An 18,104-nucleotide genomic window follows, 5' to 3' on the forward strand; every position below is an offset into this window, starting at 1 on the left:
GAGGATGCAGCAATGAGTCAGGGCAAGATCGTTCAGATCATCGGCGCGGTCGTCGACGTCGAATTCCCGCGTGAATCGGTGCCGAAGGTGTACGACGCACTGAAGGTCGAAAACACCGAGATCACCCTCGAAGTCCAGCAGCAGCTGGGCGACGGCGTGGTGCGTACCATCGCCCTCGGTTCCACCGACGGCCTGAAGCGCAACCTGGTTGCCGTCAACACCGGCCGCGGCATCTCGGTGCCGGTCGGCGCCGGCACCCTGGGCCGCATCATGGACGTGCTGGGCCGTCCGATCGACGAAGCCGGCCCGGTCGCTGCCAGCGACAACTGGGAAATCCACCGCGCTGCGCCGTCGTATGAAGACCAGTCCCCGGCCACCGAGCTGCTGGAAACCGGCATCAAGGTCATCGACCTGATGTGCCCGTTCGCCAAGGGCGGCAAGGTCGGCCTGTTCGGCGGCGCCGGCGTCGGCAAGACCGTCAACATGATGGAGCTGATCAACAACATCGCCAAGGCGCACAGCGGCCTGTCCGTGTTCGCCGGCGTGGGTGAGCGTACCCGTGAGGGCAACGACTTCTACCACGAAATGAAGGACTCCAACGTCCTGGACAAGGTGGCGATGGTGTACGGCCAGATGAACGAGCCGCCGGGCAACCGCCTGCGCGTCGCGCTGACCGGCCTGACCATGGCCGAGTACTTCCGCGACGAGAAGGACGAAAACGGCAAGGGCAAGGACGTCCTGTTGTTCGTCGACAACATCTACCGCTACACCCTGGCCGGTACCGAAGTGTCGGCACTGCTGGGCCGTATGCCGTCCGCGGTGGGTTACCAGCCGACCCTGGCCGAGGAAATGGGCGTCCTGCAGGAGCGCATCACCTCGACCAAGAACGGCTCGATCACCTCGATCCAGGCCGTCTACGTTCCCGCGGACGACCTGACCGACCCGTCGCCGGCGACCACCTTCGCCCACCTGGACTCGACCGTCACCCTGTCGCGTTCGATCGCCTCGCTGGGTATCTACCCGGCCGTCGATCCGCTGGACTCCACCAGCCGCCAGATGGATCCGCTGGTGATCGGCCACGAGCACTACGACACCGCCCAGCGCGTCCAGCAGACCCTGCAGAAGTACAAGGAACTGAAGGACATCATCGCGATCCTGGGCATGGACGAACTGTCCGAAGAGGACAAGCAGGCCGTGTCGCGCGCCCGTAAGATCGAGCGCTTCTTCAGCCAGCCGTTCCACGTGGCCGAAGTGTTCACCGGTTCGCCGGGCAAGTACGTGCCGCTGAAGGACACCATCCGTGGCTTCAAGGCCATCGTCGATGGCGAGTACGACCACCTGCCGGAGCAGGCGTTCTACATGGTCGGCGGCATCGAAGAAGCGGTCGAGAAGGCCAAGAAGATGGCCGAGAAGGCCTGATCCGGGACGGGCGGGAGCGATCCTGCCCGACCTGACGCCGGCGCCGGGCAACCGCCCGCGCCGGTGGACCCCCACGGTGGCATTGCGCCGCCGCGAACAGCGAAGAGATTTGCATGAGCACGATCCGTTGCGACATCGTCAGCGCCGAGCAGGAAATCTTCCGTGGCGAAGCGACCCTGGTCGTGGCCACCGGTGAGCTGGGTGAACTGGGCATCGCGCCCAAGCACGCGCCGCTGATCACCCGCCTGAAGCCGGGCAAGGTGGTGGTCACCACGCCGAACGGCGAGCAGCTGGATTTCGCCATCTCCGGCGGTATCCTGGAAGTGCAGCCGCAGGTGGTGACCGTGCTGGCCGACACCGCGATCCGCGCGCAGGACATCGACGAAGCCTCGGTCCGCAAGGCCAAGGAAGAAGCCGAACGCATCCTGGCCAACCGCGGCGAAGCGATGGAAGTGGCCGAAGCCCAGCAGAAGCTGGCTGAAGCCGTCGTCCAGCTGCAGGCACTGGAACGCCTGCGCAAGAATCTCAAGCACTGAGGTTCGCGCTGCATCCACGAGAACGCCGGCCCTGTGCCGGCGTTTTTGTTTGTCTGGCGGGGCAGCCCCGACTTGCATGCCGATCCGGATCCCGCCTCGTATCAGCGATACACCACATAGCGCATCAGCAGGAACGACACGCAGGCCAGCCCGCCTTCCACCAGCGGCTTGGCCAGCCAGGTGTACTGCAGCCCGAGGGCGTGATCGACCAGGCTCACCAGCAGCGTGCTTGCCGCGGTCATCAGCAGCCAGAGCACGAAGAAGCGGGCAAAACGCTTCCAGCCCAGCCGATGGCTGCCGGCTTCGGCAAAGGTGTAGCGGCCGTTGAGCCAGAAGCCCAGCAGCATGCCGGCCAGGCGCCCGGTGATGTTGGCCGGTGCCACCGGCATGCCCAGCGCGGTGGCGAGCACGAACACCAGCCAGTCCACCAGCAGCTGCACGAGCCCGATGACGAGGTAGGCGCTTCCCTGGCGGACGAGGCTCATCGGCAGGCCGGAAGAGGAGGAGGGATGCCCATGTTAACGGCCCACGCTCTAGAATCACCGGCAACGAACTACGGACTGCTGCTCCCATGACCCAAGCCCTGCACGTCATCATCCTCGCCGCCGGCGCCGGCAAGCGCATGAAGTCGGTGCTGCCGAAGGTGCTGCAGCCGATCGCCGGCCAGCCGATGCTGGCGCACGTGATCGATACGGCCCGCGAGCTGCAGCCGGCGGCCATCCACGTGGTTTACGGCCATGGTGGCGAGGCGGTGCGTCAGTACTTCGCCGGCCAGCCCGACCTGCAGTGGGCCGAACAGGTCCAGCAGCTCGGTACCGGCCACGCAGTGGCGCAGGCAATGCCGCAGGTTCCCGACGCTGCGCAGGTGCTGGTGTTGTACGGCGATGTGCCGCTGATCCGCGCGCAGACCCTGCGCGACCTGCTGGCGCAGCCGGGCCGGCTGGCAGTGCTGGTGGCCGATGTCGATGACCCGACCGGGTACGGCCGGGTGCTGCGCGATGCAGAGGGCAAGGTGGGCTCCATCGTCGAGCAGAAGGACGCCACCGACGACCAGCTGCGCGTGCGCACGATCAACACCGGCATCATCGCCGCAGAGTCGACCGCGCTGCGCCGCTGGTTGTCGCAGCTGTCCAACAGCAATGCGCAGGGCGAGTACTACCTTACCGATGTGTTCGCGTTCGCCGCGCATGAGTACACCCCGGCCGAGATGGCCCTGGTCGCCGATGCACAGGAGGCCGAGGGGGCGAATGATCCATGGCAGCTGTCGCAGCTGGAGCGCGCCTGGCAGCGCCGTGCGGTGCGTGCACTGTGCGCTCAGGGCGCGCGCGTGCGTGACCCGGCACGACTGGATATCCGTGGCACCGTCACCGTGGGCAGCGATGTACTGATCGATGTCGACGTTGTTCTTGAAGGCAACGTCGTGCTCGGTGACGGCGTTACCGTAGGCCCGTTCAACCGGCTGAAGGACGTCAACCTGGGGCCCGGCACCGAAGTGCGCGCGCATTGCGACCTGGAAGGCGTGGTGACCGAAGGTGCCGCGCAGATCGGCCCGTTCGCACGCTTGCGGCCGGGTACCGTGCTGGCCGATGGCGTACACGTCGGCAACTTCGTCGAAACCAAGAAGGTCACCCTCGGCGTCGGCAGCAAGGCCAACCATCTCACCTACCTGGGTGACGCGGTGATCGGCAGCAGGGTGAACATCGGTGCCGGCACCATCACCTGCAACTACGATGGCGTGAACAAGTCGACCACCACCATCGGCGACAACGCCTTCATCGGCTCCAACAGCTCGCTGGTGGCACCGATCACCATCGGCGAGGGCGCGACCATCGCTGCCGGGTCGGTCATCACCCGCACCGCGCCGGACGGCAAGCTGACGCTGGCACGTGCACGACAGGAAACCATCGATGGCTGGAAGCGCCCGGTCAAGAAGTCCTGAGCCACGGGTTCCGCGCACCGATGAGCTGGGTGTGCTGCCGGCGATCGAACAACGTGCCGGCGAACTGCTGAGGGGTCACGAGGCCTATCCGGTGTTTGCCAGCCACGGCCTGGACCTGCCGACGCTGCAGGAAGGCCTTGAGCGTGGGCAGCTGTGGGTGGTGGATGGCGCCGCCGGCGGTGTTGCCGGCTACCTGCTGGCCGGCGACCTGGCAGGCGAGTTCCATGTCCTGCAGATGGATGTGGATCCAGCGCACGCGCGTCGTGGCCATGGCCGTGCATTGCTGCGGCATGCCTTGGCGCAGGCCAGGGCCACTGGCTTTGCTGCAGCGGTGCTGACCACCTTGAGCGATGTGCCGTGGAATGCAGCCTTCTACGCCAGCGAAGGGTTCGTTGAAGTGCCGGAGGCGGAGTGGAACGATGGCCTGCGCGCCGTCATGGCCGAAGAGGCTGCGCTCGGGTTTCCGATGCACCTGCGGGTGGCGATGCGGCGGGTCTGGTAGGTGTCGACCTTGGTCGGCACATCCACGCATGGCGTGGATCTACCCGATTGGCCCGCTCACCCCACCGGCAACAGGATCGACACGCACAGCCCGCCATCACCGCGGTTCTGCAGCGACACCCGCCCACCGTGTGCCTCCACGATCTCGCGGGTCAGTGCCAGTCCCAACCCGGTACCGTTGCGCTTGGTCGAATAGAACGGCATCAGCGCGTTCTGCAGCACCTGCTCGTTCATGCCCTTGCCACGGTCCAGCACATCCAGGCGCAGCCATTGCGGCAACCGCGTCAGCTGCACCTGCACGTCATCATTGGGCGGATCGGCTTCGGCACAGGCTTCATGCGCGTTCTTCAGCAGGTTCAACAGCGCCTGCCCGAACTGCGCGATGTCGATCCGGCTGCTCAGTTCCTCGTCCGGTTCACGTTCCATGCCGAACGGAATCTGCTGGCGCAGGCTGGACAGGAAGGGCGCCCAGTGCACGGTCTGCAGTTGCGGTTGCGGCAGCTTGGCGAAGCGCGCATAGCCACGGATGAAGCCTTCCAGGTGGCGCGCGCGGTCTTCGATGGTGGTGAAGATCTCCGGCAGCCGATCGAAGCGCTCGCGCTGTACCAGCACGCCGCCGGAATGGGCCAGCGAGGCGATCGGCGCCAGCGAGTTGTTGAGCTCGTGGCTGATCACCCGGATCACCTTCTTCCACGTCTGCACTTCCTGGCGGCGCAGTTCGGCGGTGAGCAGGCGTACCAGCAGCAGGTCGTGCGGGCGGCCGTTGAGCTGGAAAGATCGGCGTGAGAGGTGATAGACCTGTTCGTCGTCCTCATCGCCGTCTTCGCCTTCCGCACGCACCGCGAACAGGCTGTCGCCGCCACGGGCGATGGCATCGCGCAGCTCCACCGGCACCTGTTCCAGCACCTCTTCCAGGCGCTGGCCTTCCAGCTTCCAGCCGCCATGCAGCAGCTTGCGCGCGGCCAGGTTGGAGAACACCACGCGGGCGATGCCATCGCCGCCGGAAGCAATCAGCAGCATCGCCACCGGGGTGTTCTGTACCATGGTGTCCAGCAGCAGTTCGCGCTGCACCAGGCCTTGCCGCTGCTCGCGCAGCACGTCGCCCAGTTCGCGGTGCGCCTGCACCAGGTCACCCAGTTCGTCGTTGCCTGGCCAGTACACACCGAAGTTGTACTCACCGTCGCGGTAGCTGCTGGTGGTGCCGGCCAAGGCGCGCATCAATGAACGTACCGGCGCGGTTGCACGGCGCAGGGTCCACCACATCAGCGACAGCAGGATCAGCGCCGACACCGTGGTCACCACCCAGCCATGGTCCATCCAGTAGGCCAGCAGCCACGGCAACGCGGCGGCCAGCGCCAGCACCGGCAGCAGGCGCAGGAACAGGCGGAAGGTGAACGAGCGCCGTTTCATTCGCGTGGGATGCCGTGCCGGTCCATGCGCCGGTACAGTGCCTGGCGGCTCAGGCCGAGTTCGGCGGCGGCCTGGGCGATGACGCCGTGGTTGCGCGCCAGCACATCCTCGATGCGCGCACGGTCAGGATCATTGCCGGCACTGGCTGCCGGTCGCGGTGCAGGTGCGGCACGCGGCAGGTTCAGGTCGGCCACTTCGATGCGGTTGCCGGTCGCCAGCAGCTCGGCCCGCTGGATCACGTTGCGCAGTTCGCGCACGTTGCCGGGCCAGGGATGCCGTTGCAAGGCCGCGGTGGCGGCGCTGGAAAGTGGCTTGCCGGCGGTCAGGAAGCGCTCGGCCAGGGGCACGATGTCGCCCGGGCGCTCGGCCAATGGTGGCAGTACCAGTTCCACCGTATTGAGGCGGTAGTACAGGTCTTCGCGGAAGGTGCCGTCGCGGATCATCGCCGGCAGGTCGGCATTGGTCGCGCTGACCACGCGGACTTTGACCTGGCGCTCGCGATTGGAGCCAAGACGCTCGAAGCGCCCTGTTTCCAGCACACGCAGGAGCTTCATCTGGCCGCCCAGCGACAGGTTGCCGATCTCATCCAGGAACAGCGTGCCGCCGTCGGCGGCTTCGAACTTGCCCTCGCGTGCCTTGTTGGCGCCGGTATATGCGCCGGCTTCGGCACCGAACAGTTCGGCCTCGATCAGTTCCGAGGGCAGGGCGCCGCAGTTGACCGTGATGAACGGGCCCTTGGCCACCAGCGAGTTGGCCTGGATGATCTGCGCGATCTTCTCCTTGCCGGCACCATTGGGACCGGTGATCAGCACCGGCAGGTCGGAGCGCGCGACCTGGCAGGCCAGGGCAATGACGCGCTCGCTGGCCGGATCGGCGAAGACCGCACCACACAGCTCGTACTTTTCTTCCAGCGCATTGCGCTGGCGCAGCTCACGGCTGCGGCGGCGGTCCAGCTCGCGCCGCGCCTCGGACAGCTCGAGCAGGTTGTTGACCGTGGTCAGCAGCTTGCGGTCGTCCCAGGGCTTGGCCAGGTAGTCGGCGGCACCGGCCTTGACCAGGTCCACCGCACTGCTCAGGTGGGTCCAGGCGGTGAGCAGGATCACCGGCAGGTCCGGGTGGCGTGCGCGGATCTGTGCGAACAGGTCTTCGCCTTCTTCGCCGGAGGTGGTGTCCTCGCTGAAATTCATGTCCTGGATCACCAGGTCGACCGGCTGCGACTCGAGCAGGGCCAGCCCTTCAGCCGGGGTCTGCGCCTGCAGGGTGTCGATGTCATGCAGGGAGAACAGCACGTCCAGCGCGGTGCCCACGCTGGCGTTGTCGTCGATGATCAGGATCGAAGGCATCAAGCAGTTCTGCAGAAAGGGATGGGCGGCGCCGATGGAGCCGTGTTCGTATCCATACGCCGGGAGAGCCCGGCGCCACCCATCAAGCATAGCCAAAGCCGTGGCGACGAGGGCGGGCTGGTTTCAGCGCCGCGCTGGTGGAGGCGGTGGTGCCGGCGGTGGCGGAGCGGCCAGCGCCAGCCGCCACGAAGTGGCGTCCACCGGGACGGTGAGCTCGCGTTTGTCGCGGCGCAGCAACAGGTACGCAGTCGGGGCACTGGAATGCCGCAGTGCATCGGCAAGATGCTCGATCCGCCGCACGGCCGTATCGTCCAAGCGCAGGATGCGGTCGCCGCTGCGCACGCCGAAGCGGGCTTCCGGACGCACGGCTTCCACCCGTACCTGGCCCTCGGTCGAACGGAGCGCCAGGCGGGCATCATCCTGGCGCCATTCCAGCGTCTGCGAGCTGCCACCGCCGGCCAGCGCCGGCAGTGGCAGCAGTGCCATCAACAGCATTCGGCAGGCACGCACCTCACGCGCCCCGCGTGGCGACTGCGGGCGGGACCGCTGCCGCGCGCCGGGCCGGCCCGAACACCGCGATCTGGCCCAGCACCCACAGCAGAAGCGCGCCCAGCGGCAGGTAGTACAGGGGCATGCGTGGCAGCTCGTAGAGGTTCATCAGTGCCAGGTTGATCGCGTAGGCCGCCAGCATGCCCAGCACGATGCCCAGCGAGGCCAGCAGGAAGTTCTCGGTCTGGAAGTAGCGCAGGATCTGGCCGCGGGTGGCACCGAGTGCGCGGCGGATGCCGATCTGCTTGCTGCGCTGCTGCACCCAGAAGCTGGCCAGGCCGATGATGCCCAGTGCGGTCACCACCAGCAGCGAGACGCTGACGGTGATCAGCAGGCCAACCATCGCGCGGTCGTTCTTGAAGAAGTCCTTGCGCTGGTCTTCATAGGTCAGCTTGTCGCGCATCAGCCGGTTGGGGTCATTGCGCTCCAGTACAGCAGCCCCCGCATCAAGCACCTCCTGGCGGCGTTCCGGCGAAGTGCGCAGCACATAGGTGCCACCCTCGTCGAAGGTGCGCCGCATGGGCAGCAGCATGGAGTTCGTCCAGTTGTCATTCCAGCCGTTGGGCGTGCTCAGCGTGTCGACGATGCCGACCACATGCAGCGGCTGCTTGCCCATGTAGTAGGTCTTGCCCAGCGCGCTGCCGTTGGGTTCCATCTTGGCGGCGGTGGCCTGGGTGAGGATGACCGGGATGGCGTTTTCCTTGGCGCCCCCCTTGCTGGCGTCTTCGAAGTTCTGGTACTCACCGGGCAGGAAATCGCGGCCGGCGATCAGGTTGATGCCCATCGTGGCCAGCCCGTTCTCGGACAGGGTGTACATCGAGGCGTTGGTGGTCGGCCGTTCCTGGTCGATCTCCCGCGAGATGCTGCTGCTGGACGAGCCGTTGCGGAAAGGCACCTGGTTGATGATGGTGACGTTGCTGACGCCGGGAAGCGCACGCAATGACGCCAGGTCCTCACGGGTGCGGGCCATGGCATCGGTCTGCTTGCCGATGCCGCTGACGCGGAGCATCACCAGTTCGTTCTCGGCGATGCCGCTGGGCATGCTGATCTTCTCCACGCGCTGGCTGACCAGGAACAGCGCGTTGCAGACGATGGCGCAGGTCAGTGCGACTTCCAGCACGATCAGGGCAGCGGCAGTCTTGTGCCGGCGCAGCGTGCTGAGGATGGGGCGGATGTCCATGGGAGTCCTCGTTCGGGTGCTTACTGCGACTTGAGCTGGATGGCCGGAGTGACCTGCATGGCGCGCCAGGCAGGCAGGAAACCGGCGGCAAGGCTGGCGAACAGGGTCAAGCCCAGCGCAAGCAGCAGCATGTTGCCGTCCAGGTGGGCCAGCTTTGCGTACTCCACCGGTTGCTGGCGCACCGCGAACAGGCCCAGCAGGGCCAGGCCGATGCCCAGCACGCCCCCGACGACGCCGACCGCGCCGGCTTCCACCAGGCACTGCAGGAAGATCTGGCCACGGCTGGCACCGAGTGCGCGGCGCACGCCGATCTCACCACTGCGGCGCAGGAACTTGGCCAGCAGCAGGCCCACCGTGTTGACCAGGCAGACCCCCAGGAAACCCAGTGCCAGCCACAGCTGCAGGCGCACATCGCTGGGCACCGCGCCGTTGAAGTCCAGCCATTCCATCACGGTGCGTAGGCGCACGTTCGGCGGGTGCTTGAAGCGGCCGGCCTGGCGCTGCTGGCTCGAATAGTTCTCCAGGTAGCGGCGGTAGTCGGCGGCCTTGGCCGGGTCCATCTCCACCCAGTACTGCAGCCACGCGCACGGCGCATTGAGCGAGTAGCTGTTGCCGTCGGGATTTTCGCCGAAGCAGTTCATGTTGCCGTTGCTGCCCAGTTTCAGGTCGAAGGACGTGGAAATCGGCAGCAGCAGGTCCTCGTTCTTGCCGTAGCTGCCGGTGGTCAGGTCGTAGAAGTGCGGCTCCGGGCTCCACTCCTTCATCACGCCGACGATGCGGTAGCTCTGGCCTTCCATGCGCAGGTCGCGGCCTACGCTGTTGGCGCCCTGGTAAAGCTTGTCGTTGAGCGCCTTGGAGATGACCACCACGCGTGCGCGGCCTTCGTCGTCCTCGCGCGTCCACGGGCGGCCGTACTGCATGGGCACCTCGAACATCGGGAAGAAATCGGCCGAGGTCCAGCGGGTGTCGATGCTGAAGGGCTTGAGGGTGCTGTTGTCCGGTTCGATGGTGCCGCCGCCGCCGCTCATCAGCGCCTGGCGCTCGCCCTTGGCTTCGCGCAGCAGGGCTTCACCGTCGAAGCGGGTCAACTGTGTTTCCGGCTCCTCGCCCGCGACATAGGCGCCGGTCGCGGCATCGAGCTGCACATAGAACAGCCGGTCACTCTTGCCGGGGATCGGGTCGCCGGACAGCACGTGGAACACGGTCAGGGTGGTCATCGAGGCACCGATGCCGAGGGCGATGGCCACCACCATCAGCGCAGTCAGGACCTTGTTGCGGCGGAAACTGCGTACCGCCAATCGGGCGTAGTAGGCGAACATGGGAATGCCCTCACTCGTTGACGGCGACGATGTGGCGCGGCGTGGCCAGCACCGGCTCGCGCACCAGGTCGGTGACCTGGCCGTCGACGATGTGCACGTTGCGCTGCGCGCGCGCGGCCAGTTCCGGATCGTGGGTGACCATCACGATGGTGGTGCCGGCAGCGTTGATCTCCTCCAGCAGTTCCATCACGCCGCGCGCCATCTGCGTATCCAGGTTGCCGGTCGGTTCGTCGGCCAGCAGCAGGCGCGGGCTGCCGGCCAGTGCACGCGCGATCGCCGCACGCTGCTGCTGACCGCCGGACAGCTCATTCGGGTAGTGCTTCATGCGCGAGCCCAGGCCGACCTGGGTCAGCGCCTTCTCGATGCGTTCGCGGCGTTCGTTGGCGCTCATCTTCCGATAGCGCAGCGGCACGTCGACGTTGTCGAACAGGTTGAGGTCGGGGATCAGGTTGAAGCCCTGGAAGATGAAGCCGATCTTCTGGTTGCGCAGGCGGCTGCGCGCATCATCGCCCAGCGTGCTCACGTCCTGGCCGTCGAGCATGTAGGTGCCGCTGGTGAAGGTTTCCAGCAGGCCGGCGATGTTGAGGAAGGTGGTCTTGCCGGAACCGGACGGGCCGGTGACGGCGACGAACTCGCCTTCCTTGACCTGCAGTTCCAGGGAGCGCAACGCGTGGGTTTCCACCTGTTCGGTGCGGAAGACCTTGGCGACCGAACGCATTTCGAGCATGTACATGGGGTGTCCTCTCTCCAGGATTCAGGTATCAGTTGACGGAGACGCGTTCGGCGTCCTTGAACAGGTCGCTGCCGGAGACCACGATGCGGTCGCCCGGCTGCACACCCGACTTGATTTCCACTTCGCCCAGGCTGCTGACGCCCAGTTCCACCGGGCGGCGCACGGCGGTGCGGCCATCCATCACGTAGGCCATGCCGTTGCCCTGTTCGACGAACGGGCCGCGCTCGACCTTCAGCACGTTCTTGCGGGTATCGAGCAGCACGCGCACCGACATCCGCTGGCTCTGGCGCAGGCCTTCCGGCTGCGCGCTGGCGAAGCGCACGCGGGCGTTGACCTCGCCGTTGACGACTTCCGGTGATACCGCGCTGATCTCGCCCGGGAACGGCTGGCCGTTGCCGCCGGTCAGCTGGGCCGGCATGCCGATCGCCAGGTCGCGGGCGAAGCTCTCCGGCACCTTGATCTCGACCTCGAACTTGGACAGGTCGACCACGCCCAGCACCGGCGCGTTGGCGGCCAGGTTGGTGGACTGCACCGCCTGGACCTGGCCGACCTGGCCATCGAACGGGGCCCGCAGGGTCAGTGCATCGACCTGGCGTTGCACTTCGGCCACCACGGCCTTCTGGCGGTCGGCCAGCAGGCGCTTGTTGCGGGCATCCAGGTCGGCGCCCTGGCTCTGCAGGCGCGCGTCGGTGGTGGCGTTGGCCAGGGTGATGTCGGCCTTCTTCAGTGAGTCCTTCGCCTTGGCCAGGTCGATCTGCGGCACCGCACCGCCGTCGTAGCCGCGCTGGTAGCGCTGCAGGTCGCGGTCGGCGGCCTGGCGTTCGATGGTGGCCTGGTCGGTTTCCTTGCGTGACTTGGCACGGGCCAGGGTCGCGTCCAGCGCGGCGCGGCTGGCCTCGGCTTCCAGGCCGGCCAGCGTTGCCTGTTCCTGGGCCAGCTTGCTGCGCAGTTCCGGGCTGTCGATGATCGCCAGCTCCTGGCCCTTCTTGACCACGTCACCGGCGACGACCTTCAGGTCCACGGTACCGGCCGAGATCGCGTACAGGATCGGGCTGTTGGCGGCGATCACGCGGCCGTCGGCGGCGATGTCACGGACCAGGTCGCCCCGCTTCACCTCGGCGATGCGCACGCGGCTGCTGTCGAAGGAGCGGCTGGCATTGGACCAGGCATGGACCGCCCAGCCGATGCCGGCGAGCAGCGCAATGGCGCCCAGCGCCGGCCAGCGGTAGCGATGCCAGCTGGCGCGGGTGGTGCCGGCCGGGGCGGAGGAAACGATCTGGTCCTGTGCGGAAGTGTCGCGGATCATCGGGTGCGTGCCTGACGGTGGTAGCCAATACCAAGCACGTAGCGTGCCAACCTTATTTCCTTTCAGGTCAAGGGGTTGGGGATTTCGGGGGAGTGTCCGGGTGTCCGCGGACACCTTTCCGGACACTTTCATTAAGCGGACAGGAGGGGGAAGCCAGGCAGGCGGGCTAGAATGCGCCGATCGTCTCCAAGGAATCGCGTGACATGTGTGGAATCGTGGGTGCAATCGCTGATCGCGATGTGGTGCCGGTACTGATCGAAGGCCTGAAGCGGCTCGAGTACCGTGGTTACGACTCCTCGGGCATCGCAGTGATCGACCACGCCGAGCGCCCCGAAGTCCGTCGCGTCCGTCGTACCGGTCGAGTGTCGGAAATGGCCACGGCGGCCGAGGCCGAGGGCTTCAATGCGGTGCTGGGCATCGGCCACACCCGCTGGGCCACCCACGGCGGTGTCACCGAGGCCAATGCACATCCGCACATCAGCCACGGTGTGGCGCTGGTGCACAACGGCATCATCGAGAACCACGAAGAGCAGCGCGAGAAGCTGCGCGCGCTGGGCTACACGTTTGAATCGCAGACCGACACCGAGGTCATCGCGCACCTGATCCACCATCATCTGAAGGGCGGCGACGACCTGCTGGTGGCGCTGCAGCACACGGTGAAGGAGCTGACCGGTGCCTACGCGCTGGCCGTGGTCAGCCGCGCCGAGCCGGAGCGCTTCGTCTGCGCGCGCATGGGCTGCCCGCTGCTGGTCGGCCTGGGCGAGGGAGAGAACTTCGTCGCCTCCGACGTCTCGGCCGTGATCTCGGCCACGCGCAAGGTGATCTTCCTGGAAGAGGGCGACACCGCCGAGATCCGGCGTGATGGCGTGCGCATCTTCGACGAGCACGACCAGCCGGTCGAGCGCGATGTGCACCTGTCCGACGTGTCGCTGGCATCGCTGGAGCTGGGCCCGTACCGCCACTTCATGCAGAAGGAAATCCACGAGCAGCCGCGCGCGCTGGGCGACACCATCGAGGCGGCGATCGATGCCGGTGGTTTCCCGGCCGGGCTGTTCGGCAAGAACGCCGAAGCGGTGCTGTCGGGCATCGAAGGCGTGCAGATCATCGCCTGCGGCACCAGCTACTACTCGGGCCTGACCGCGCGCTACTGGATCGAGGCCATCGCCGGCCTGCCGTGCAGCGTGGAAATCGCCAGCGAGTACCGCTATCGCGCGGCCTACGCGAACCCCAAGCATCTGATCGTGACCATCTCGCAGTCCGGCGAAACGCTGGATACGATGGAAGCGCTGAAGTACGCCAAATCGCTGGGCCACAAGCACACGCTGTCGATCTGCAACGTGCCGGAAAGTGCGATTCCGCGCGCCAGCGAACTGGTCTGCTACACCCGCGCCGGCGCCGAGATCGGCGTGGCCTCGACCAAGGCCTTCACCACCCAGCTGGCCGCACTGTTCCAGTTGACCATGGTGCTGGGCAAGCTGCATGGCCGCATCGACGCGGCGCAGGAAGCGGACTACCTGGAGCAGCTGCGCTTCCTGCCGGGCAGCGTGCAGCACGCGTTGAACATGGAGCCACAGATCGCCGCCTGGGCCGAGCGTTTCGCGCGCAAGAGCAGCGCATTGTTCCTGGGCCGCGGCCTGCATTACCCGATCGCGCTGGAAGGCGCGCTCAAGCTCAAGGAAATCTCCTACATCCACGCCGAGGCCTACCCGGCCGGTGAGCTGAAGCATGGTCCGCTGGCGCTGGTGGACGAGGACATGCCGGTGGTGGTGATCGCGCCGAACGACAGCCTGCTGGAGAAGGTGAAGTCGAACATGCAGGAAGTGCGTGCGCGTGGTGGCGAGCTGTTCGTGTTCGCCGACCAGGACAGCAACTTCAATGAGTCCGAAGGCGTACATGTGATCCGCACGCCGCGCCATGCGGGCGTGCTCAGCCCGATCGTGCACACCATCCCGGTGCAGCTGCTGGCCTACCACACCGCGCTGGCACGCGGCACCGACGTGGACAAGCCGCGCAACCTGGCCAAGAGCGTGACGGTGGAGTAAGGCATTCCCGGAGCTGTGGGATGCTGCATGCGAAAGGGGCCTGCGAGGCCCCTTTCGTTTGTGCCGGACGCAGTACGAAGTGGGACAGCCTCCGGGCGTTCTGTCCGTCGTCGGCAGCAGGCAATCATTCTTTAATGCGCGAAGCCGCCTGTATTCAGCGGCGGTTTCAGCCACGGTGCCATTCTCTGGATCGTCAGTTGGTTCCCACGACGAACTGTCCTATCGATGCCGGTAGTGACCGAGGGTCGCAGTCGTAGAATCGATCTGGCCGAGGTTAGGGTTGAGCGATTGAACCCGCCTCGTTCGCGTTGCAGCACATCGTCTGTCGAGTGATTCCAAGCGGCAGACGGGTGCGCCAGACGTGCGCTGAAAGGTCTGTTCCCGGGGAGGGGGCGTATCGGAAGAGCACACTTTTTTGACTTCAGTGACCTGCACCAGGAAACAAGAATGAACGTCCGCGAACTCCTGCAATCCAAGAAAGAAGCTGTCATCACCATCGATGCCGAAGACACGATCGGTGCCGCCGCCCACAAGATGAGCGCGAACAGGATCGCTGCGCTGGTGGTGATGAAGGACGATGCCCCGGTCGGCATCATTTCCGAGAAGGACATCGTGCGCACCCTGGCCGACGACGGCCCGCAGGCCGGCCGCCGGGTGATTTCCAGCCTGCCGTCCACCGGTCTGGAGGGCATTGCGCCGGACGCCACGCTGAAACAGGCCATGTCATTGATGACGTACTCGCGGCGCCGTCATCTGATGGTCACCGAAGGCACTCGCCTGGTCGGCATCCTCAGCCTGGGCGATATCGTGAAGAACCTGCTGGGCGAGCTGGAACTGGAAAAGGCGGTGCTGCAGGACATCTACATGGCCGCCCACTGAGGGCCGCAGCGCTGGAAGCAGAGAAGCCGGGCATTGCCCGGCTTCTTCGTTCACGGCGCCGGTGATATCAGAACGTGACCTTCACCGAATCGGCGCTGTAGTTCGCCGGCCCGTGATAGACCACTTCGATGTTGTTGCCATCGGGGTCGAGCACGAAGGCGCCGTAGTAGCCCGGGTGGTAGGGGCGTTCGCCTGGCGCGCCATTGTCGGTACCGCCGGCGGCGATCGCGGCAGTGTGGAAGGCATCAACGGTGGCGCTGTCGCGGGCCTGGAAGGCGAGATGGTGGCGGCCGGTCAGCTGGCCGGCGGCGGCACGGCTGCTGGCACTGGAAATGAACAGCTCGTCGGCCCAGAAGAAGTCTGGCCCTTCGCCGCCCAGTGGGATGCCGATCGTGTCGAACACTGCCTGGTAGAAGCGGCGGCTGGCGGGCAGGTCACGCACCACCAGCTGGATGTGGTCGATCAGGCGGCCACGGTGCAGTTCCATCGTTTCCATACGAACCTCACAGAAAAAGGGGACGGAGGGGATTAAGTCGCTTCCAGCACAATAGTGCCAGAAACGGCTTAATCCCCTCCGTCCCCTTTTCGGGGTCAGACGTTGGCGATGATCTCGACCCAGTAGCCGTCCGGGTCCTTGATGAAGGCCAGGTTCTTCATGCGGCCGTCGGTAAGTCGCTTCTGGAAGGTGACCCCGAGGTCCTCGAAGCGCCGGCAGGCCGCCTCGATGTCCGGCACCGACACGCAGATGTGGCCGAAGCCGCGCGGGTCGCTGTTGCCGTCGTGATAGACCGCACCGTCCTGGGTTTCGGTGCCGTGGTTATGGGTCAGTTCCAGCACGCCCGGCAGGCCGGCCATCCACACGCGGCGCTGGCTGTCGTCTTCCGGTACCACCACGCCGGCAGGGACGTAGGCCAGGAAGTACAGGCTGAACTGGGCCTCCGGGAAGTCGCGCTTGTCGATCAGCTGGTAGCCGAGCACGCGGGTGTAGAAGTCCAGCGAGGCGGTGATGTCCTTCACCCGCAGCATGGTGTGGTTGAACACGAAGCCGGTGGTTTCGGCCGGGGCCTGGGCGGCGACGCCGGGGACATCGCGCAGGGCGGGAATGGTCATGGGGGAGGTCCTTCAGACAGGGCCGTTGCCGGCCGGATGGGGGCATTCTACCGGCCAGCACCTGACGGTACCGCGACGTACAATGGCCGGATCGCACCGTTCCGTCCTGACAACGATTGCCCGCCATGTCGCAGCGTGAATGGGTGGCCGCCGCCATCCGCAAGATTGAAGCCGATTTCAACCGCTCCGCCGATACCCACCTGATCCCGCTGGCGCTGCCCGGGTTCGAGGGCATCGATGTGTACCTGAAGGATGAGTCGAGCCATCCCACCGGCAGCCTCAAGCACCGGCTGGCGCGCTCGCTGTTCCTGTATGCGCTGGCCAATGGCTGGCTGCGCGAAGGGCGGCCGGTGATCGAAGCGTCCAGCGGCTCGACGGCGGTGTCCGAAGCCTATTTCGCGCGCCTGCTCGGCCTGCCGTTCATTGCGGTGATCCCGGCCACCACCTCGCCGGAGAAGATCGCCGCGATCGAGTTCCACGGTGGCCGCTGCCACCTGGTCGAACGTGCCTGCGACCTCAACTGTGATTCGGAAAAGCTGGCCCGTGAAACCGGTGGCCACTTCATGGACCAATTCACCTACGCTGAGCGCGCGACCGACTGGCGTGCCAACAACAACATCGCCGAGTCCATCTTCAAGCAGATGGCCGAAGAGCCCAGCCCGGTTCCGGAATGGATCGTGTGCAGCCCCGGCACCGGCGGTACCGCCGCCACCCTGGGCCGCTATGTCAGCTACCGCCGCCACGATACCCGCATCCTGTGCGCGGACCCGGAAGTGTCGGTGTTCTTCGACGGCTACCGGGCCGCTGTGGCCGGTGGACAGGACTGGCGCGACCTGACCTGCAGTGGTGGTTCGCGCGTGGAGGGCATCGGCCGGCCACGGGTGGAGCCGAGCTTCATCCCGACCAGCGTCGATGCGATGGTCAAGGTACCCGACGCGCTGAGCCTGGCCGCGATGCGCCATGTCAGCCGCCAGCTCGGCCGCCGCGTCGGTGGCTCCACCGGCACCAACTTCATCGGCGTGCTGCAGGCCGCGCAATGGATGCGCGAGGCGGGCCACCAGGGCAGCATCGTCAGCATCCTGTGCGACAGCGGCGAACGCTACGCGCAGAGCTATTACGACCCGGCGTGGTACCTGCGCCAGGGCATCGATGTCGACGGCGCCGATGCACAGCTGGCCGCGGCGGTGGCCGGGCAGGGGTTGCCCGAGCTGCCGTGGTGCAGCCTGGAAGCGCTGTAGCATGGACGACGCTCTCGCCGGGCCATGCCGGCGATGCCAGGGGGCACCGCAGAGGCGTGCGTCGATTGGTAGAGTCGACTGTTAGTCGACTGCTCTACGTTCAGGTCGCGAAAATCCCGCGCTGCGCGCGAAAGTCGACTCCACCCGGTCGCCGGGGCGTCTCAATATCCCGCCGCGGTGAAGGCATCGAGCACCGCGTCGCGAAGCGCATCAGGCAACGCCTCGATGTCCATCGCACGGTCATCCAGGTGCAGGGTGGGATCCAGGATGCTGGCGCGGCCCTGGGCCAATGCCTGCAACCACAGCAACACGCAGATCACGAACTCGCGCTCATGGCCCAGCTGCAGCTGGCTGGCGCCGCGCTCGACTACTTCGAACGGGTACCACTCCTGGCTTTCATTGAACGTGCCGCCCTGCTGCAGCACCGCCTGCAATTGCTGCAGGTGGCGCGGGGCGTCGTCGCCGGCATCGCACAGCGCGGCGATCCAGGCCAGTTCGGCCGCGCTGGCAGACAGTGCCAGCGACCGCGCCGGTGAGGCGGATGCAACTGCAGCCAGACCTTCCATGTGGGGCCTCGTTCGGTACGTGCCGCTGCGGACT

18 protein-coding genes are annotated in these 18,104 nt (G+C 66.3%); 7 read left to right on the plus strand and 11 right to left on the minus strand.

Going from position 1 to position 18,104, the window contains the following annotated elements; genetic code table 11:
* The first annotated feature begins 12 nt into the window (after positions 1 to 12).
* Together atpD and AC5P7S_RS02205 are read left to right on the plus strand one after the other, a co-directional pair.
* Positions 13 to 1,419 carry a F0F1 ATP synthase subunit beta gene (atpD, locus tag AC5P7S_RS02200; protein WP_005419510.1) on the plus strand — a complete coding sequence of 469 codons (1,407 nt, stop codon included), beginning with the start codon at positions 13 to 15 and terminating at the stop codon, positions 1,417 to 1,419.
* Between the two features lie 113 nt (positions 1,420 to 1,532).
* Complete coding sequence (locus AC5P7S_RS02205; RefSeq protein WP_005419509.1) at positions 1,533 to 1,955, plus strand: F0F1 ATP synthase subunit epsilon; 423 nt, start codon at positions 1,533 to 1,535, stop codon at positions 1,953 to 1,955.
* Between the two features lie 101 nt (positions 1,956 to 2,056).
* On the opposite strand, the gene AC5P7S_RS02210 is transcribed toward AC5P7S_RS02205, so the two are convergent.
* Positions 2,057 to 2,440 carry a GtrA family protein gene (locus tag AC5P7S_RS02210; RefSeq protein WP_057496520.1) on the minus strand — a complete coding sequence of 128 codons (384 nt, stop codon included), beginning with the start codon at positions 2,438 to 2,440 and terminating at the stop codon, positions 2,057 to 2,059.
* An 86-nt stretch (positions 2,441 to 2,526) separates the two neighbouring features.
* Here AC5P7S_RS02210 and glmU point away from each other — a divergent pair, with 86 nt between their 5' ends.
* Together glmU and AC5P7S_RS02220 are read left to right on the plus strand one after the other, a co-directional pair.
* Complete coding sequence (gene glmU / locus AC5P7S_RS02215) at positions 2,527 to 3,894, plus strand: bifunctional UDP-N-acetylglucosamine diphosphorylase/glucosamine-1-phosphate N-acetyltransferase GlmU (protein WP_065186211.1); 1,368 nt, start codon at positions 2,527 to 2,529, stop codon at positions 3,892 to 3,894.
* Positions 3,863 to 4,396, plus strand: a complete 534-nt coding sequence (locus AC5P7S_RS02220; RefSeq protein ID WP_095378267.1) for a GNAT family N-acetyltransferase — start codon at positions 3,863 to 3,865, stop codon at positions 4,394 to 4,396. Before glmU ends, AC5P7S_RS02220 begins: the two co-directional genes overlap by 32 nt.
* A 56-nt stretch (positions 4,397 to 4,452) precedes the next feature.
* On the opposite strand, the gene AC5P7S_RS02225 is transcribed toward AC5P7S_RS02220, so the two are convergent.
* The 7 genes from AC5P7S_RS02225 to AC5P7S_RS02255 all read right to left on the minus strand — a co-directional run bounded on the left by AC5P7S_RS02225 (position 4,453) and on the right by AC5P7S_RS02255 (position 12,235).
* The gene (locus tag AC5P7S_RS02225; protein WP_095378268.1) at positions 4,453 to 5,805 is read right to left on the minus strand and encodes a sensor histidine kinase; all 1,353 of its coding nucleotides are present in this window, start codon (positions 5,803 to 5,805) and stop codon (positions 4,453 to 4,455) included.
* Complete coding sequence (locus tag AC5P7S_RS02230; RefSeq protein WP_065178012.1) at positions 5,802 to 7,148, minus strand: sigma-54-dependent transcriptional regulator; 1,347 nt, start codon at positions 7,146 to 7,148, stop codon at positions 5,802 to 5,804. Before AC5P7S_RS02230 ends, AC5P7S_RS02225 begins: the two co-directional genes overlap by 4 nt.
* Positions 7,149 to 7,271: 123 nt before the next feature.
* Positions 7,272 to 7,643: a PDZ domain-containing protein gene (locus tag AC5P7S_RS02235; RefSeq protein WP_095378269.1), complete on the minus strand. Its 372-nt coding sequence runs from the start codon at positions 7,641 to 7,643 to the stop codon at positions 7,272 to 7,274.
* A gap of 16 nt (positions 7,644 to 7,659) precedes the next feature.
* A complete protein-coding gene (locus AC5P7S_RS02240; RefSeq protein ID WP_005419491.1) occupies positions 7,660 to 8,877 on the minus strand; it encodes an ABC transporter permease in 1,218 nt (405 codons plus the stop codon).
* 20 nt (positions 8,878 to 8,897) lie between these two features.
* Complete coding sequence (locus tag AC5P7S_RS02245; RefSeq protein ID WP_005419489.1) at positions 8,898 to 10,196, minus strand: ABC transporter permease; 1,299 nt, start codon at positions 10,194 to 10,196, stop codon at positions 8,898 to 8,900.
* Between the two features lie 10 nt (positions 10,197 to 10,206).
* Positions 10,207 to 10,929, minus strand: coding sequence for an ABC transporter ATP-binding protein (locus AC5P7S_RS02250; protein WP_005419487.1), 723 nt, complete (start codon positions 10,927 to 10,929; stop codon positions 10,207 to 10,209).
* A gap of 28 nt (positions 10,930 to 10,957) precedes the next feature.
* Complete coding sequence (locus tag AC5P7S_RS02255; protein ID WP_005419485.1) at positions 10,958 to 12,235, minus strand: efflux RND transporter periplasmic adaptor subunit; 1,278 nt, start codon at positions 12,233 to 12,235, stop codon at positions 10,958 to 10,960.
* Positions 12,236 to 12,438: 203 nt separating this feature from the next.
* Between AC5P7S_RS02255 and glmS the strand changes: the two genes are divergently transcribed.
* Both glmS and AC5P7S_RS02265 read left to right on the plus strand, forming a co-directional pair.
* Positions 12,439 to 14,277 carry a glutamine--fructose-6-phosphate transaminase (isomerizing) gene (glmS, locus tag AC5P7S_RS02260; RefSeq protein ID WP_069139708.1) on the plus strand — a complete coding sequence of 613 codons (1,839 nt, stop codon included), beginning with the start codon at positions 12,439 to 12,441 and terminating at the stop codon, positions 14,275 to 14,277.
* 447 nt (positions 14,278 to 14,724) lie between these two features.
* Positions 14,725 to 15,156, plus strand: coding sequence for a CBS domain-containing protein (locus AC5P7S_RS02265; protein WP_033834978.1), 432 nt, complete (start codon positions 14,725 to 14,727; stop codon positions 15,154 to 15,156).
* 67 nt (positions 15,157 to 15,223) lie between these two features.
* Here the strand turns inward: AC5P7S_RS02265 and AC5P7S_RS02270 are convergent, their stop codons facing one another.
* Both AC5P7S_RS02270 and gloA read right to left on the minus strand, forming a co-directional pair.
* Positions 15,224 to 15,652 carry a VOC family protein gene (locus AC5P7S_RS02270; protein ID WP_095378270.1) on the minus strand — a complete coding sequence of 143 codons (429 nt, stop codon included), beginning with the start codon at positions 15,650 to 15,652 and terminating at the stop codon, positions 15,224 to 15,226.
* Positions 15,653 to 15,747: 95 nt separating this feature from the next.
* Positions 15,748 to 16,266: a lactoylglutathione lyase gene (gene gloA / locus AC5P7S_RS02275; RefSeq protein WP_053497569.1), complete on the minus strand. Its 519-nt coding sequence runs from the start codon at positions 16,264 to 16,266 to the stop codon at positions 15,748 to 15,750.
* A 125-nt stretch (positions 16,267 to 16,391) separates the two neighbouring features.
* Between gloA and AC5P7S_RS02280 the strand changes: the two genes are divergently transcribed.
* The gene (locus AC5P7S_RS02280; protein ID WP_095378271.1) at positions 16,392 to 17,504 is read left to right on the plus strand and encodes a PLP-dependent cysteine synthase family protein; all 1,113 of its coding nucleotides are present in this window, start codon (positions 16,392 to 16,394) and stop codon (positions 17,502 to 17,504) included.
* 161 nt (positions 17,505 to 17,665) lie between these two features.
* On the opposite strand, the gene AC5P7S_RS02285 is transcribed toward AC5P7S_RS02280, so the two are convergent.
* A complete protein-coding gene (locus AC5P7S_RS02285) occupies positions 17,666 to 18,070 on the minus strand; it encodes a hypothetical protein (protein ID WP_005419475.1) in 405 nt (134 codons plus the stop codon).
* Positions 18,071 to 18,104 lie beyond the last annotated feature (34 nt).

This window comes from Stenotrophomonas sp. YJH_SMC_32 (assembly GCF_059369975.1).

Bases quoted from the DNA above. Each gene is read 5' to 3' on its own strand.
- AC5P7S_RS02250 (WP_005419487.1), bottom strand. From the start codon at position 10,929: ATGTACATGCTCGAAATGCGTTCGGTCGCCAAGGTCTTCCGCACCGAA.
- gloA (WP_053497569.1), bottom strand. From the start codon at position 16,266: ATGACCATTCCCGCCCTGCGCGATGTCCCCGGCGTCGCCGCCCAGGCC.
- AC5P7S_RS02255 (WP_005419485.1), bottom strand. From the start codon at position 12,235: ATGATCCGCGACACTTCCGCACAGGACCAGATCGTTTCCTCCGCCCCG.
- AC5P7S_RS02230 (WP_065178012.1), bottom strand. From the start codon at position 7,148: ATGCCTTCGATCCTGATCATCGACGACAACGCCAGCGTGGGCACCGCG.
- AC5P7S_RS02245 (WP_005419489.1), bottom strand. From the start codon at position 10,196: ATGTTCGCCTACTACGCCCGATTGGCGGTACGCAGTTTCCGCCGCAAC.
- AC5P7S_RS02285 (WP_005419475.1), bottom strand. From the start codon at position 18,070: ATGGAAGGTCTGGCTGCAGTTGCATCCGCCTCACCGGCGCGGTCGCTG.
- AC5P7S_RS02210 (WP_057496520.1), bottom strand. From the start codon at position 2,440: ATGAGCCTCGTCCGCCAGGGAAGCGCCTACCTCGTCATCGGGCTCGTG.
- AC5P7S_RS02270 (WP_095378270.1), bottom strand. From the start codon at position 15,652: ATGGAAACGATGGAACTGCACCGTGGCCGCCTGATCGACCACATCCAG.
- AC5P7S_RS02280 (WP_095378271.1), top strand. From the start codon at position 16,392: ATGTCGCAGCGTGAATGGGTGGCCGCCGCCATCCGCAAGATTGAAGCC.
- AC5P7S_RS02220 (WP_095378267.1), top strand. From the start codon at position 3,863: ATGGCTGGAAGCGCCCGGTCAAGAAGTCCTGAGCCACGGGTTCCGCGC.
- AC5P7S_RS02205 (WP_005419509.1), top strand. From the start codon at position 1,533: ATGAGCACGATCCGTTGCGACATCGTCAGCGCCGAGCAGGAAATCTTC.
- AC5P7S_RS02235 (WP_095378269.1), bottom strand. From the start codon at position 7,643: ATGCTGTTGATGGCACTGCTGCCACTGCCGGCGCTGGCCGGCGGTGGC.
- glmS (WP_069139708.1), top strand. From the start codon at position 12,439: ATGTGTGGAATCGTGGGTGCAATCGCTGATCGCGATGTGGTGCCGGTA.
- AC5P7S_RS02240 (WP_005419491.1), bottom strand. From the start codon at position 8,877: ATGGACATCCGCCCCATCCTCAGCACGCTGCGCCGGCACAAGACTGCC.
- atpD (WP_005419510.1), top strand. From the start codon at position 13: ATGAGTCAGGGCAAGATCGTTCAGATCATCGGCGCGGTCGTCGACGTC.
- glmU (WP_065186211.1), top strand. From the start codon at position 2,527: ATGACCCAAGCCCTGCACGTCATCATCCTCGCCGCCGGCGCCGGCAAG.
- AC5P7S_RS02265 (WP_033834978.1), top strand. From the start codon at position 14,725: ATGAACGTCCGCGAACTCCTGCAATCCAAGAAAGAAGCTGTCATCACC.
- AC5P7S_RS02225 (WP_095378268.1), bottom strand. From the start codon at position 5,805: ATGAAACGGCGCTCGTTCACCTTCCGCCTGTTCCTGCGCCTGCTGCCG.